The sequence below is a fragment of the Sphingomonas psychrotolerans genome (genome assembly GCF_002796605.1).
Taxonomy (GTDB): Bacteria; Pseudomonadota; Alphaproteobacteria; order Sphingomonadales; family Sphingomonadaceae; genus Sphingomonas; species Sphingomonas psychrotolerans.
The window spans coordinates 2430853-2444623 of the sequence record NZ_CP024923.1 but is presented as its reverse complement, the minus strand read 5'-3'; the positions used below and the strand labels follow the sequence as shown (position 1 = coordinate 2444623).

The window sequence follows — 13771 nt, the reverse complement described above, 5'->3', positions numbered from 1 at the left end:
GTTCCAAGGCTGCCCTTGCCGCCGCGCGCAGCCGCGCTACACCATCTGCCAAACAGGAGGGGCAAGATGGCCAGTGCGGCGGCCGAACCGAGTGCGAAAGACATGCGGCTGGTGATCGGTGCATCGTCGCTGGGCACCGTGTTCGAATGGTACGACTTCTTCATCTACGGCACGCTGGCCGCGTCGGGGATCATCGGGCGGACCTTTTTCCCCGCGGGTAACGAAGTGCTCCAGACCTTGCTCGCCTGGGCCGGTTTCGCCGTGGGATTCGGCTTCCGCCCGCTCGGCGCGGTGCTGTTCGGCTATCTCGGCGACAAGCTGGGGCGCAAATACACCTTCCTCGTCACGATCACGCTGATGGGGGTGGCGACCGCCGGCGTCGGCCTGGTGCCGAGCTATGCCGCGATCGGCATGGCGGCGCCGGTGCTGATCATCCTGCTGCGCATCTGCCAGGGGCTGGCGCTGGGCGGCGAATATGGCGGCGCGGCAATCTATGTCGCCGAGCATTCGCCGCCAGGCCGCGCGGGCTTTCACACCAGCTTCATCCAGGCGAGCGTGGTCGGCGGGTTCATCCTCAGCCTCGCGGTGGTTTTGCTCTCGAAGTTCGCGCTCGCCGGCGTGTGGGACAGCTGGGGCTGGCGTGTGCCGTTCCTGTTCTCGATCCTGCTGCTCGCCATCTCGCTGTGGATGCGGCTCAAGCTTTCCGAGAGCCCGGTGTTCAAGGCGATGAAGGAAGCCGGCGAGACCGCGGCCAATCCATTCATCGAGAGCTTCACCTATCCGGGCAACGGCAAAAGGCTGTTCGTCGCGTTGTTCGGGATCGCGGCGGGACTGACGGTGATCTGGTACACGTCGATGTTCTCGGTGCTGTCGTTCCTTTCCGGGCCGATGCGGCTCGATCCGACCGCGGCGCAGCTGATCACCGGCGGGTCGGCGATCCTCGGTATGGGGTTCTTCCTGTTCTTTGGACACCTCTCCGACCGGATCGGGCGCAAGATCCCGATCGTCGCGGGCTATGCGCTGACCCTGGTGCTGCTGTTCCCGCTGTTCTGGGTGATCGGCAGTGCGGCCAACCCCGAGCTGGCGAAAGCGGCGCGTCGGGCGCCCGTGGTCGTCTCCGGCCCACAATGTGGCTATGATCCGTTCGCGGCGAAGCAAGCCGACGAATGCGGCAAATTGCTCGATCATTTCTCTAAAAAGGGCGTCGCCTACACTACCACCCGCGCGCCCGCGGTGACGGTGTCCGTCGGCGGCGTTCCCGTCGCCGATACCGACCCGGCGGGTCTCGACGCCGCGCTGGCGGCGGCCGGATACGATCTCAAGCCGATGGTGCCGCCAGTGGGCAACATCGCGATCATCGCGCTGGCGATCCTTGCGTTGATGGCGCTCTCCGGGGCCACCTATGGGCCGGTGGCGGCTTTGCTATCGGAGATGTTCCCGTCGAAGATCCGCTACAGCTCGATGTCGATCCCTTATCATATCGGCACTGGCTATTTCGGCGGGTTCCTGCCGCTGATCAGCCAATATATCGTCGCGCGGACCGGCAATCCCTATGCGGGGCTGTGGTACACCTTCGCGGTGGTGGCGATGGCGCTGGCGGTGACCGCCTGGGGCCTGAAGGAGACGGTGGCGCGCGCGCCCGCCAGACGCTAACCGCGCTGGCATGACGCATTCCCCCCTGAGGCTGAGGCTGGACGGCGACGCGCTGGTCGCCAATTGGCAGTTGCTGCGCGACCTGAGCAATGGCGCGGCGTGCGGCGCGGCGGTCAAGGCCGACGGCTATGGCCTGGGCGCGCGCGAGGTCGTGCGGCGACTAGCGGCTGCCGGCTGTCGCGACTTCTTCGTCGCGGTGTGGAGCGAGGCGCGCGCGCTGGCGGATCTCGGTGTCTCGATTTCGGTGCTCCACGGAGTGCGCGATGCCGACCTGGCCGATCGCCCACCCGACGCCCGGCCGGTGCTGAACACGATCGAGCAGGTGCGTCGCTGGCGCGCGGCGGGCGGCGGGCTATGCGACGTGATGGTCGATACCGGCATGAACCGGCTCGGCATCGCGCCCGAGGATATCGCGGCGGGGCTGCTCGACGGGCTCGAGATCGAAACCTTGATGAGCCACCTGGCATGCGCCGACGAGGACGTGCCGCTGAACGAGCAGCAGCGGACGGCGTTCGCTGTGCTGCGCGGGCGGACTGCGGCGCGACGAATGAGCCTGGCCAATTCGGCAGGCATCGCGCTCGGTGCGGACTACGCCTTCGATCTGACGCGGCCGGGGATCGCGCTCTATGGCGGACGCCAGCGCGCCGGACATACCGGCATCCGGCAGGTCGCGTCGCCGGAGGCGCAGATACTCCAGCGGCGGCGCGTGCGCGCGGGCGAGATCGTCGGGTATAATGCGACCTTCGTCGCTTCGAGGGATACTGAAATCGCAGTGCTCAACCTCGGTTATGCCGACGGCTATCTGCGCTGCTTCTCGGGCAAGGGGCGGGCGCGTGCCGGCGACACGATGCTGCCGGTGATCGGGCGCATTTCGATGGATCTGACGGCGGTCGCGGTCGATGCGGCACCCGCACTGGCGGAGGGCGATTGGCTGACGCTCGATTATGCGCTGCCGGAGACCGCGGCGCTCAGCGGTCTGTCGCAATATGAACTGCTCACCGGGCTGGGCGACCGGTTCGATCGGATGTGGGGCTAGCCGGCGTGAATCGTCCAGGGGTCGATCGCCTCGGCGCGGATCCAGCGCGTGGCGAGCCATTTGGCGCCGGCAGTCACCGGGGCGCCGGCGTGGAGGGTGCGAGTGTCGGGTGAGCCGTCGGGCAAAATCGTGTCGAACACGATCGCATCGCCGCCGCGGGGACGGACATCGAGGCCGAGCATCGGGAATTGCGTCTCGCCGCCGCCAAAACCCTGGTTGAGATAGACCAATACGGTCCGGATGCGCTGGTTGCGCGCGCCTGCAATGGTGTCGAGATGGCGGCGATATTCCTGTCCCGGACTGTAGCGTAGCACCGTTAGCGGCTCGCCCTGTTCGACTCGCGTGCCGCTGATCGCGGCGATCCGCAGGTTGAGCGCGCGGATCACCAGGTCCTCGCGCGTCGGGCCGATCGCGCCGCCGTCCGAGGTGCGGATCGGATGCGGGACGAGGCGGCCGGTCTGCGGATCGATCACCTGCGCGGGTTCGAGCAATCCGGCACCGACCGACGCCACATGCGCGCACTCGCGCTCGCTCAGCAATGCGGGATAATGGACCACCCGCGGCGATGCGCTGATCACCTGACCTTGCGGAACGCGCAGCGGTGCACCGTCGCTAGTGAGCGCCATCGCACCGATGAGCGCGCGCTGCGCTGTAGCGACGGGATCGCCGGCCGCAGCCTTGTCGAGCAGTGCGATTGCGCCTTGCCAGTCCGGTGCGCGTGCATTGCCATTGCCGCTGGCGGTGAGCGCGACTTCCATCAGCGCGCCGTCGACATGGCCGATTGCGACTGCGCGACGCAACGTGACGCGGGCGGCGTCGAGATCGCGCGCTACATGGGTGCCTGCGAGCTGCCAGACGGCGAGCTGCATCAGTGCCTGTGCATCGCCCGCCGCGCCGGCCGCCTCGAGCAGCACGACTGCCGGCCTGGTCTGGCCGCGCGATGCCAACAGATGCGCCTGCTCGATCGGATTGCTCGCCATGGCCCTCGTCTAGCGCGGATCGGGCACAAAGAAAAAGGGCCGGGGAACGAACCCCGGCCCTTTCAGTCTGGTCGTGTCGCTATCAGAACTTCGCGGTGACGCCCGCGTAGAAGAAGCGGCCACGGTTGTCGTAGATGCCCGAACCAGCGCCGATGCCGGTGAAGCCGTACGGCGGCTTGGTGTCGCCGACATTGGCCGCGCCGCCGTAGAAGTTGAACTGGTCGTTCACTTCCAGATCGAAGCGGATGTCGTGATAGGTCACCGACGGGAGCTGCGCGATCTCGGCATAATCGGGGTTCTGGGGCGGGCCGCCGTTGACGGCGTTATAGTCTTCCCAGGTGTTGATATACTGCCGGCCGAGGTAGCGGAAGCTGTGGCCGAGCGTGAGCGGCCCGAGCTTCAGATCGGTGCTGATGTTGAAGTTATCTTCCGGATCGCCAAGCTCGCCGACGAGGACGTTCTTGAAGGTCGGACGTGCCGGATCGGTGAAGTTGTCGCGCTGGATAACGTGGGTCCAGACGCCCTTCATGCTCAGCTTGCCCCAACCGAAGTCACGGTTGTAGCCGATCTGCGTATCGATGCCGCGCGCCTTGAACTGCGCGTAGTTCTGCGGCGAGTCCTGATACGAACCTTCCAGAATGCGGAACGGCTGCTCGCCGCGCGGGCCGCCGCCGGCACCCGCACGCTCGAACAGTGCGCAGAACTGGTTGTTGAGATCAGGTGCGTCGTAGCAGGCGTTCAGGGCAGACTGGACCGCCGGCGACGTGATCACGTCGTCCACGGTGATGTCGTAATAGTCGACCGAGATTGCGAGGCCGGGCACGAAGCTCGGCTGGAACACGCCCCCGATGGTCATCGACTTCGAAGTCTCAGCCTTCAGGTTGGGGTTGCCGCCGCTGAGGATCTCCAGCGATGCCGTGTAGACAAAGTCGTACCCAGCCGGACGGCCCGCTGCGTTACAATTTGCTTCGCGGGTTGACGAACCGGTGTTGATGTTGCGTGCCGAGCAGGGATCGGCCGGAGCGGGGGTGAAGTTCTGCCCCGGAACCGAGTAGAGATCGCCGAGATACGGCGCGCGCACCGACTTCGAGTACGACCCGCGGAACATCAGGTCGCGGACGGGACGCCACGTGGCGCCGCCGCTGAACGCGTAGACCGTGCCGGTGCCGCCCTTGTAGTCGGCGATGCGGCCCGAACCGGTGACCGTCAGCTCCTGCATGAGCGGAACGTCCTTGATCAGCGGCAGCGAGATTTCGCCGAACACTTCCTTCACTTCGAACGACGGCGCGGTGAAGCTGGGGATCGCGTTGTAGAAGGCGTAACCGGCCTGGGTCAGATCGTCGAGATCGTAGGAGAGCGTCTCCTTGCGATATTCCGCACCGATCGAAACGCCGATGGCGCCGCCCGGAAGGTTGATCGGGAGGTTGCCCGACACGAAGCCGCTGGCGACGAACTGGCTGGACTTGCCGACTGCCGTGGTCGGGGTGACGAGGTAGTTGAGCGCGGCCTGGCTGACCGAGCCCTCACCGAACGGATTGAGCGGAACGCAGGCCGCGACGTCGGCGGCAAGCTGCGCGGCATTGCCGGCGACGTCGTCACCCGCATAGCGACCGTCGACCTGCGAGCGGCAGACGATCTGGCCGGCGGCGTTGGTCGTCGTGTCCAGCGCCAGCAAATAACGCTGGGTGTTGACGTTGCCGGTGATGACGCTCGACTCTTTGTGCTCGCTGTAATTGGCCGAGACTTCATAGTTCCAGTCGGAACCGAGATCGCCCTTCACGCCGACGACGGCACGGTACAGCTCACGCTTCATCTCTTCGTCGCGGGTGCCGAGATCGACCCAGTTGCGACGCAGCGAGAAGCGGTAGGTGCCGGCAGCGATCTGCGCGAGCGTAGTTGCCCGGTTGGCGGTACCCGCCGCCACGACCGCGGCGTACTGCGCGTCGGTCTGCGTCGCGGTCCGGGCCGGAATGTACAGCGTGCCGGTGTTCGGATTGACGCCCGAGTTGACCGCCGCGGTCAGCTGTGCCTGGATCGTGTTGCGGGCCGCAGCCGACAGAAACGGGTTGTCGACGCGGATGCCTTCGCGGTTGACCACGCCACCCGCTGCGCCGCCGGTGCCCGAGGCGTAGGAGCGGTCGTTGAAGCCGGCGATGGAGATGCCGTCACCCAGGGTCTGACCCTGCGAGAAGAACGGGCCGCTCTGCGTGCCGAAGGCTTCGGTGCGGACATATTTGGCTTCGAAGAACGGCACGAAGGCCGGCGAGACTTCGAAATGGCCGAGAGCGTTGAAGACGTAGCGCTTCAGATCCGGCGAAAGGGCCATCAGCTTGCCTTCGCGGCTGCTGGTACCGTTGCCGCCGATATAGTTGCCGTTCGGACCGAGTCCGACGCGAAGGCCCTGCTGCGCAACCAGGCTGCCGTCCGGCTGGAACAGGAAGCCGCAGGTGAAGGACGAGCCGACCGCGTCATTGCCGCAGGGCGCGCCCGCAGTGTTCGCATAACGGAAGCCGAGCTGCCCACCGAGGCCGATCGTCGCGCTGCGGATGTCGTTAAAGTAGAAGCGGTCCGGAACGTTGTCGAACGACGCGCCGGTATCGGTGTCGACGATGACGAAGCCGTTGTTCTGGCGCAGGTTCGGGCGGCCCGACGCATAATAGTCGTTCTGGTGCGCGAATTCGGCGTTGAACGCGATGTTGCCGCGGCCCTCGGCGAAGTTCTTGCCCGCGACGATCGAGACATATTGGTTGCCGGCGTCGCCATAGGTGCTGATGCCGGCTTGGGCGCGCATCTGCACGCCGTCGTAGCTGTCCTTCAGAATGAAGTTCACCACGCCCGCGATCGCGTCCGAACCGTAGATCGACGAATTACCGCCGGTCACGATGTCAACGCGGTCGATCAGGTCGGTCGGCAGCGTGTTGATGTCGATCGCATTGCCGTTGTTGATGATGTCGGCCGAGGTCTGGCGACGGCCATTGATCAGCGCCAGCGTGCGCGCGCGGCCGAGGCCACGCAGATCGAGGAAGTTGACGCCGCGCGTACCGAGACCCGAGGTCGAGTTCTGCGAACCCATCGACGAGCGCAGCTGCGGCAGGTCGTTGAGGACGTCGCCGACCGAGACACGGCCGGTCTGGAAGATTTCCGCAGCAGTGACGGTGGTCACCGGCACGGGCGAATCGTCGTTCGGGCGGCGGATGCGCGATCCCGTCACGACGATCGTGGCATCGTCCTGGGTCGCCTCGGTCGTGTCGCTCTGCGCGGCCTCGACGGGCTCGCTGGATTGCGCCTGCGCAACGAGAGGAAACAGGAACGCGGCACTCGCCAGAGCGGTAGCACCGAGAAGTCGGCTGGTTTTCATGTTTAAGGCCCCTGCGGGCGAGAATGCCCGATTGGAACCATGACTTCCCGTGCGGGTGTCGTGGCGCAAGGCCGTTTGTGAACTGCGGATTAATTACCGGCAGCCTGTTGCAGATATGCTACAGCGATTTGCGTTTTGTTGCGCTGCGTTGCGAAGTTCGGTAATTTTGTAACATTAGTGACTAAGTGTCATATGACGGTAAGTCGCATAGAGATGCGGCGCAGCGATTTCGTCGCCGCGCCGCCGAACGACTAGCGTTCGATGCACATCGCGATGCCCATGCCGCCGCCGATGCACAGAGTTGCGAGGCCCTTTTTGGCGTCGCGCTTCTGCATCTCGTAGATCAAGGTGGTGAGCACGCGCGCGCCCGAGGCGCCGATCGGGTGGCCGATCGCGATCGCGCCGCCATTGACGTTCACCTTATCGGCATCCCAGCCGAGCTCCTTGCCGACCGACAGCGCCTGCGCGGCGAACGCTTCATTGGCTTCGATCAGGTCGAGATCGGCGATCGTCCAGCCGGCCTTTTCGAGCGCCTTTTTCGACGCCGGAACGGGGCCGATGCCCATGATCGAGGGATCGACACCGACGCTCGCCCAGCTTTTGATCGTCGCGAGGATGGTGCTGCCGCGCTTCTCGGCTTCTTCCCGGCTCATCATCACGAGCGCCGCGGCGCCGTCGTTGAGGCCCGAGGCGTTGGCTGCGGTTACGGTGCCGTCCTTCTTGAAGGCGGGGCGCAGCCCGGCGACGCCCTCCACCGTGGCGCCCGCGCGGATATATTCATCATCGGCGACCACGGTGTCGCCCTTGCGACCCTTGATCGTGACCGGGGCGATCTCGTCCTTGAAGCGGCCCTCGGCGCGGGCCTTTTCGGCGAGGTTCTGCGAGCGGACGGCAAACGCGTCCTGATCGCCGCGGGTGACCTGATATTGCTCTGCGAGATTCTCGGCGGTGATGCCCATGTGATAGCCGTTGAACACGTCGGTCAGGCCGTCCTTGATCATCGTGTCGACGAGGCTGAGATCGCCCATCTTGGTGCCCGGCCGCAGCGATTGGGCATGGGTGCTCATCGACATGCTCTCCTGCCCGCCGGCGACGACGATCGTCGCGTCGCCGGTCTTGATCGCCTGAAAAGCGAGCGCGACCGCGCGCAGGCCCGAGCCGCAGACCTGCTGGACGCCCCAGGCGGGGACTTCCTTGGGCACGCCCGCGGCCATCGACGCCTGGCGCGCCGGATTCTGGCCCTGCGCCGCGGTGAGCACTTGCCCCAGGATGACTTCGCTGACTTCCTCGCCCTTCACTCCGGCCTGTTCGAGCGCCGCCTCGATCGCGACGCGGCCGAGCTCATGCGCGGGAGTCGCGGCGAAGGCGCCGAGGAAACTGCCCACGGGCGTGCGCTTGGCGGCGGTGATGACGATGTCGGTCATGGAAGAACTCCTGCGCGGGTGTCTTTGTGGTTGGCGGCTATCTAGTGGGGCCGAGCGCGCTTAGCCAGTCCACGAGCGGCTGCCACAGCGCGCCGCGCGCGCGGCCGCCGACGATCATCCCGACATGGCCCATCGCCAGCTCGCGTACCGTGCCGATGCGGGCGGCGCTGGCGGCGGGCACGATACGGTCGGTGGTCGAGACGAAGGAGAGGGCAGGCACATCCAGCGCCTCCGGATCGACAGTGCGTCCGCCGACCTTCCAGCGCCCGCTGCCCGGCAGATCGGCGACGAAGAACTCGTCGAACAGCTGGCGCCCGGCGGCGAAGGGGAGCGGCGCGCCGCCATTGGCCCAGTCCTCGAGCCGGACAAACGCGCGCGATTCGGCGCTGTCCGGACCGAGACGGGCGAAGCGTTCGAACTTGGTGACGGTGCGCTTCGGATCGAGCTGCCAGAAGCCCGCCTGCAGCACTTCCATCGGCACGAGGCCGAGTCGCTCGCAGGTGAGGTGCGCCTCGTCCCACAGCGCCGAGATCGGTTCGAGCGCGTCGCCATAGCCGGCGAAGCGCCATGGCGCGGCGATGGTGACGAGGCCGGCGGTGTCGATCGCCGCCGCCGCGGCGGTCGCAATGGTGCCGCCGAGGCAATAGCCGGCGAGGACCGGCGGGCGATCGAGCGTGGCGAGCAGCGGCAGGAGGAGCTGCTCGACATGCGTAGTGACGTCCTGCGCGCGATCCTCGGGGGTCGGGACGCCCCAGTCGACGAGCAGCGGTCGAACGCCCTGTTCCGCGAGCCAGCCGAGCAGCGAATTGTCCTCGGCCAGATCGAGCACGAGCGGCGGATTGATGAGCGAGGGCACGAACACCACCGGCATGCCGCTGCCGCCATAGTCGCGCAGCGTGGCGCGGCCGGTTTGTGCGATTGCGGGCCGAGGCGGGCGGGGGGCGGGGCGAGGCGCCTCCTGATAGGCGCGAAGCCCGGCAAGTGCTGCGGCGCGTCGTTCGGGCGATGCTGCAGTTTCGCTGCGCAGCAGGGCAAGGAACAAGGGCAGCGGTCGAGGCCCTTGTTGCGATGCGGCAAAGGATGTTAGGGTATCATCATTCACGCGCGGGGGTGTCCATGAAGAAAGCTGCTGCGGGCTCGGGTCCGGTGATCATCAAGAAATACGCCAACCGCCGACTCTACAACACCGAAACCTCGTCCTACATAACGCTCGATCATCTCGCTGCGATGACGCGCGAGGGCCGGGACTTCAAGGTGGTCGACGCCAAGACCGACGAGGACATCACGCACAACGTCCTCACCCAGATCATCATGGAAGAGGAATCGCGGGGCACGTCGATGCTGCCGGTCAATTTCCTCCGCCAGCTGATCTCGCTCTACGGCGATTCGATGCAGGCGATGGTGCCGGGCTATCTCGAAGCGTCGATGGACAGTTTCCGGCGCAACCAGGAGCAGTTCAAGTCGGCAGTCGAGGGCGCCTTCGCCAACTCGCCCTTCGCCGAGATCGCCAAGCGCAACATGGCGATGTTCGAGGCGGCGGCAGAGGCCTTCAAGCCGGGCGGCGCCGGTGCCGTGGCTCCGGGCGCCCAGCCGGCCGCGGCGGCAGAGGGTGGCGACGATGTCGCCGCGCTCAAGGCCGAGCTGGCGCGGTTGCAGGACAAGATCGAGAAGCTCGGAAAGTGACGGGCCTGCTCTCCTCCCTTGCCGGGAGGGGAGTCAGATGCGCTTTCGCGTCCCGAATCCTCCCAACGCCGCCTGGATTTCCTCGGCGCTGATCATCTTCTGCTCGATCACGCAGCGCAGGCCCAGCCCGTCGAAACCGTGATAGCTGGCGGCGGTGGCGAAGGCGATCGTGGTGTCGGCACGCGCCTCGGCGCCGCGGACCGCTTTTGCCGGGAGCGCAATCGTCTCGCCGAAGCGCGTGCCCGCGGAGTCGGCGACGATCCGCGCCGCCGCATCGACGATCGAGATGCGGGTGCGTCCCCATTCCTTCTCGCCGAACAGGGAGCGGTCCGAGATGATCCCGGGGATGCGCTCTTCCCAGTCGAATTCGACATAGAACACGCCGGCTGGTCGCCCCTCGGCGCCGCGCGGGCGGATACCCGTGACGAAGACCAAAACCGCGCGGTGATCGGACCAAGGATTCTGCCAGACTTCGTCGGTGAACCACTGATCGGGATGGGCGCTGCCCATCGCCTTGAGGAATTGCGGGGCATTGACGACATTGGTCTGGCGGACGCGCGCATTGGGATCCGACGACATGATGATCCGGCCTTCGCGATCGGCGACGAAGGCATTGAGATAGAAAGGCGAGGTTTGCGTGAAGCTGGCCAGCCGCGCCTGCGCGGCGGCGAGCTTCTCGGGCGTGGGGTCCAATGTGGCGGCGATCACTTCGGCATCGGACGCCAGCAGCCGCAGATCGATGCTGCGGCCGTAGAGATGTCGAGTGACGTTCTGGATCAGCGCCTGGGCGAGTTCGACCAGCCGGGTGCCCTCGATCTCGCCGACCATCTCGTCGGCGATGCCTGCGCCCATCGCGAGACGCTCGCGGACTTCGGAGCGGAATGCGAGGCTGGCATGGCGTGCCTGCTGGGCGAGCGCCTTCACTTCCTGCGCGACCACCGAGAAGCCGCGGCCGGCCTCGCCCGAGCGGGCAGCCTCGATCGCGGCGTTGAGCGCGAGCAGATTGGTGCGCGCCGCGATTTCCTCGCTCGTGCTGGCGAAGCTGTCGACTTCGTCGCGAAGGACGGAGAGCAAGGAGCGGATCCGGCGTGGCACGGATCAAATTGCTATAGACGATTGGTTAATGGAGCGTGGAGGATTCGCTACCGCAACAAGAAAATGTTCAGGGCTTCCTGAACTTTAGCGTCATCCGGTCGCTCTCGCCGATCGCTTCGTATCTGGCGCGATCCACGTCCTTGAGCCGATAGGTCGGGGGCAGCGTCCAGACGCCGTTCTCCCACTCCGTGGTGTCCTTCGGATTCGCGTTGACTTCGGACGCGGCGACGAACTTGAAGCCGGCCTGCTCGGCGAGCTGGCGCACGGTCGATACCTTGATATAGCCGCTGCTCTTCTCGCGCTCGGCGCTGGCGCTCTCGGGCAGGCGATGGTCCTCGATGCCGAGTACGCCGCCCGGCTTGAGCATCGCGAACATCTGCGCGAACGCCTTTGGCGAATAATCGCCATCCTTATTGCCCATCCGCCAATTATGGACGTTGCGGAAGGTGAGGACGATATCGGCGCTGCCGTCGGGAACCTTGGGCTGGCCCTCGGCCCAGGGGAAGGCGGCGAATTTCAGATGGCCATAGGCCTTGGCGTCCTTGGCCTGGAGCGCCTGCGCACCCTTCACCCCGTTGGGCCAGGGCGCCGCGGCCCAGAGCGTGCCCTTGCCGGCAGTGAGCGGCCCGAGGATCTCGGTGTACCAGCCGCCGCCGGGCCAGACCTCGACAACCGTGTCGCCCGGCTTGACTCCGAAGAAGCTCAGCGTCTCGACCGGATGGCGATATTTGTCGCGCGCGACATTGGCGGGGGTGCGCGTGGCAGCGGACACCGCGTCCTGGAGCGCGTGGCGCTGGGTTCGCGGCTCGCCGGCGGCGACGCTGGCGACTGCAATCGCAGTGGTGAGAAGGCCGAGCACGGTCAGGGTCTGGCGCATCACATTTCCTTGCCTAGATGCATCGCCATGTGGGAGTTTTTCGAGTCGATGCAACAACAATTATGGGCCGGCGCGGCGGTGGCGGTCCTGGTCGCTATAATCGGCGGTTTCGGCGAGCATCGACGCCGTCGCCGGCGCGACATGGACGAGGTCGGATTCATGCCGTGGACGCTCATCCAGGTGCTGGCGATGCTGATCGCACTGATCCTCGCGAGCGTGGCGCTCAACCTGCGCTAGATCGCGAATTTGGGGAGCGGAGCGGCCGCGGACGACCCACTTGCGGGTAATTCCCACCCTCTCCCCTTGTGGGAGAGGGTGGAGCCGACGAAGTCGGCGGAAGGGTGAGGGGGAGTCGTAGCAAGACACATCCCTCCCATCCTTCCCACTCGATTTCATCGAGCGGGCCCCTTCCTTCTCCCATAGGGGGAGAAGGAATCATGGCCGCTAACCACGATCTCGCCCTTCGCTCATGCGCCGGTGACCTAGTAGAAATCGGCGAGGGTGAGGCTGCGTTCGGTGCCGTCGCATAGCCGCAGCCGGACGACGCGTCCCGGCGCACCGACTGTCCACTCGACCGCGCCGTCCTTGACGTCTTCGGGCACCGGGACCCCGTCGGCCGAGCAGATCTGCTCGCCTGCCTTCCAGCCGCCTGCCGCAGCTGGAGAATAGCGCATGACATGGACGACGCGAAGCGCGGTCCCGGCGAGCTCGATCAGCAGGCCGCTGGTCGAGCGCGGGAACGGGGCGGCCACGGCCTTGCCCGGCTGAAGGATCATCCGGCCCGCGCGCGGATCGAGCAGCACGCGATAGCGCTGCAGCATTCCGGTGCCGAGTCGCCCCGCCGCGCCCACCGAAGCGGAGAACCCGCCTTCGCCCTCGATCCGCACTTCGGCCTCGCGCTCGGGCATGCCGGCGAGCGAGAGGGACGGAATCACCAGTGTGTCGGTGACAACCGCGCCGCCCATGCCCCAGCCGAGAGTGGTAGTGATCCGTGCACTGCGATAGCCCGTCGATGTCCATGCGGTCCGGCCCAGCGTCAATGCACCGCCGTCGCCGGTGTCGACGATGATCGGCTTGAGCCGCTTGCCCGCGACGGTGACTTCGGACTGGTAGACGCCGTTGGGGCTCCGGCGTCGCAGCGGCGCGGTGCTGCCGGTGAACGGCATCCGGCCGCTGGAAAGTATGCGGAAGCGGCGCGCGTCATAGTCGATGTCGAGCGCGCAGCAGCTGAGGATGTCGGCGCCCACCAATATGTCCGCGCCGAACCGGATTTCGCCTGCCGGATCGGCGATCCCGACGCGTCCGTGCGTCCGGGTCAGGCCGCCGAAGCGGACCGATGCCGTCTCGGCCCAGCCGACCTCGACTCCGCCGCCGATCGCAAGCGCCTGTTGGCGCCGCGTCGGGGTGAGGCCGGCGGTGCGCGCGAATCGGCTGGCGACGATCGTGTCGCTGAGGCCGGTGTCGAGGATCGCCCAGCTCGCATGGCCGTTGAGCTCGACTGCGAAGCGGATCTGGTTGTAGGCAGTGAGTTCGAAATCGATCCAGCGCGCCTCGGTGTCGGGGGCGAGCGTCGTCGCCGGCTGAAGCTGGGCGAGCGCGACGACGGGGAGGAGAAGGGCGAGCACGGCCCAGCCTTACCGCCGAAATGCCCGGTGTCGCTAGCGC

General features: G+C 66.5%; 11 protein-coding genes. 4 read left to right on the top strand and 7 right to left on the bottom strand.

Annotated features, from left to right (window positions below):
• Positions 1–66 precede the first annotated feature (66 nt).
• Positions 67–1653 (top strand): MFS transporter, encoded by a 1587-nt coding sequence (locus tag CVN68_RS11080; protein WP_233503302.1) that lies wholly within the window; start codon positions 67–69, stop codon positions 1651–1653.
• A gap of 10 nt (positions 1654–1663) precedes the next feature.
• Complete coding sequence (locus CVN68_RS11075) at positions 1664–2689, top strand: alanine racemase (protein WP_100282259.1); 1026 nt, start codon at positions 1664–1666, stop codon at positions 2687–2689.
• Here CVN68_RS11075 and CVN68_RS11070 read toward each other — a convergent pair.
• The 4 genes from CVN68_RS11070 to CVN68_RS11055 all read right to left on the bottom strand — a co-directional run bounded on the left by CVN68_RS11070 (position 2686) and on the right by CVN68_RS11055 (position 9499).
• Complete coding sequence (locus tag CVN68_RS11070; protein ID WP_100282258.1) at positions 2686–3669, bottom strand: 2OG-Fe(II) oxygenase; 984 nt, start codon at positions 3667–3669, stop codon at positions 2686–2688. The two genes, CVN68_RS11075 and CVN68_RS11070, sit on opposite strands and share 4 nt — an antisense overlap.
• A gap of 82 nt (positions 3670–3751) precedes the next feature.
• Positions 3752–7027, bottom strand: a complete 3276-nt coding sequence (locus tag CVN68_RS11065; protein WP_100282257.1) for a TonB-dependent receptor domain-containing protein — start codon at positions 7025–7027, stop codon at positions 3752–3754.
• A gap of 251 nt (positions 7028–7278) precedes the next feature.
• Positions 7279–8451 carry an acetyl-CoA C-acetyltransferase gene (locus CVN68_RS11060; protein ID WP_100282256.1) on the bottom strand — a complete coding sequence of 391 codons (1173 nt, stop codon included), beginning with the start codon at positions 8449–8451 and terminating at the stop codon, positions 7279–7281.
• Positions 8452–8488: 37 nt separating this feature from the next.
• Entirely contained in the window at positions 8489–9499 is a 1011-nt protein-coding gene (locus CVN68_RS11055) for an alpha/beta fold hydrolase (protein ID WP_100284352.1), read from the bottom strand.
• A gap of 68 nt (positions 9500–9567) precedes the next feature.
• On the opposite strand from CVN68_RS11055, the gene phaR reads away from it, so the two are divergent.
• Positions 9568–10134, top strand: coding sequence for a polyhydroxyalkanoate synthesis repressor PhaR (gene phaR / locus CVN68_RS11050; protein ID WP_100282255.1), 567 nt, complete (start codon positions 9568–9570; stop codon positions 10132–10134).
• Positions 10135–10167: 33 nt separating this feature from the next.
• Here the strand turns inward: phaR and CVN68_RS24295 are convergent, their stop codons facing one another.
• Positions 10168–11208 carry a methyl-accepting chemotaxis protein gene (locus tag CVN68_RS24295; RefSeq protein WP_324871786.1) on the bottom strand — a complete coding sequence of 347 codons (1041 nt, stop codon included), beginning with the start codon at positions 11206–11208 and terminating at the stop codon, positions 10168–10170.
• A gap of 88 nt (positions 11209–11296) precedes the next feature.
• A complete protein-coding gene (locus CVN68_RS11040; protein ID WP_100282253.1) occupies positions 11297–12106 on the bottom strand; it encodes a class I SAM-dependent methyltransferase in 810 nt (269 codons plus the stop codon).
• Between the two features lie 27 nt (positions 12107–12133).
• Between CVN68_RS11040 and CVN68_RS11035 the strand changes: the two genes are divergently transcribed.
• The gene (locus tag CVN68_RS11035) at positions 12134–12343 is read left to right on the top strand and encodes a hypothetical protein (RefSeq protein ID WP_233503681.1); all 210 of its coding nucleotides are present in this window, start codon (positions 12134–12136) and stop codon (positions 12341–12343) included.
• 245 nt (positions 12344–12588) lie between these two features.
• On the opposite strand, the gene CVN68_RS11030 is transcribed toward CVN68_RS11035, so the two are convergent.
• Entirely contained in the window at positions 12589–13731 is a 1143-nt protein-coding gene (locus CVN68_RS11030; protein WP_100282252.1) for an aspartyl protease family protein, read from the bottom strand.
• Positions 13732–13771 lie beyond the last annotated feature (40 nt).

Bases quoted from the DNA above. Each gene is read 5' to 3' on its own strand.
- CVN68_RS11035 (WP_233503681.1), top strand. From the start codon at position 12,134: ATGTGGGAGTTTTTCGAGTCGATGCAACAACAATTATGGGCCGGCGCG.
- phaR (WP_100282255.1), top strand. From the start codon at position 9,568: ATGAAGAAAGCTGCTGCGGGCTCGGGTCCGGTGATCATCAAGAAATAC.
- CVN68_RS11075 (WP_100282259.1), top strand. From the start codon at position 1,664: ATGACGCATTCCCCCCTGAGGCTGAGGCTGGACGGCGACGCGCTGGTC.
- CVN68_RS11080 (WP_233503302.1), top strand. From the start codon at position 67: ATGGCCAGTGCGGCGGCCGAACCGAGTGCGAAAGACATGCGGCTGGTG.
- CVN68_RS11070 (WP_100282258.1), bottom strand. From the start codon at position 3,669: ATGGCGAGCAATCCGATCGAGCAGGCGCATCTGTTGGCATCGCGCGGC.
- CVN68_RS11060 (WP_100282256.1), bottom strand. From the start codon at position 8,451: ATGACCGACATCGTCATCACCGCCGCCAAGCGCACGCCCGTGGGCAGT.
- CVN68_RS11065 (WP_100282257.1), bottom strand. From the start codon at position 7,027: ATGAAAACCAGCCGACTTCTCGGTGCTACCGCTCTGGCGAGTGCCGCG.
- CVN68_RS11040 (WP_100282253.1), bottom strand. From the start codon at position 12,106: ATGCGCCAGACCCTGACCGTGCTCGGCCTTCTCACCACTGCGATTGCA.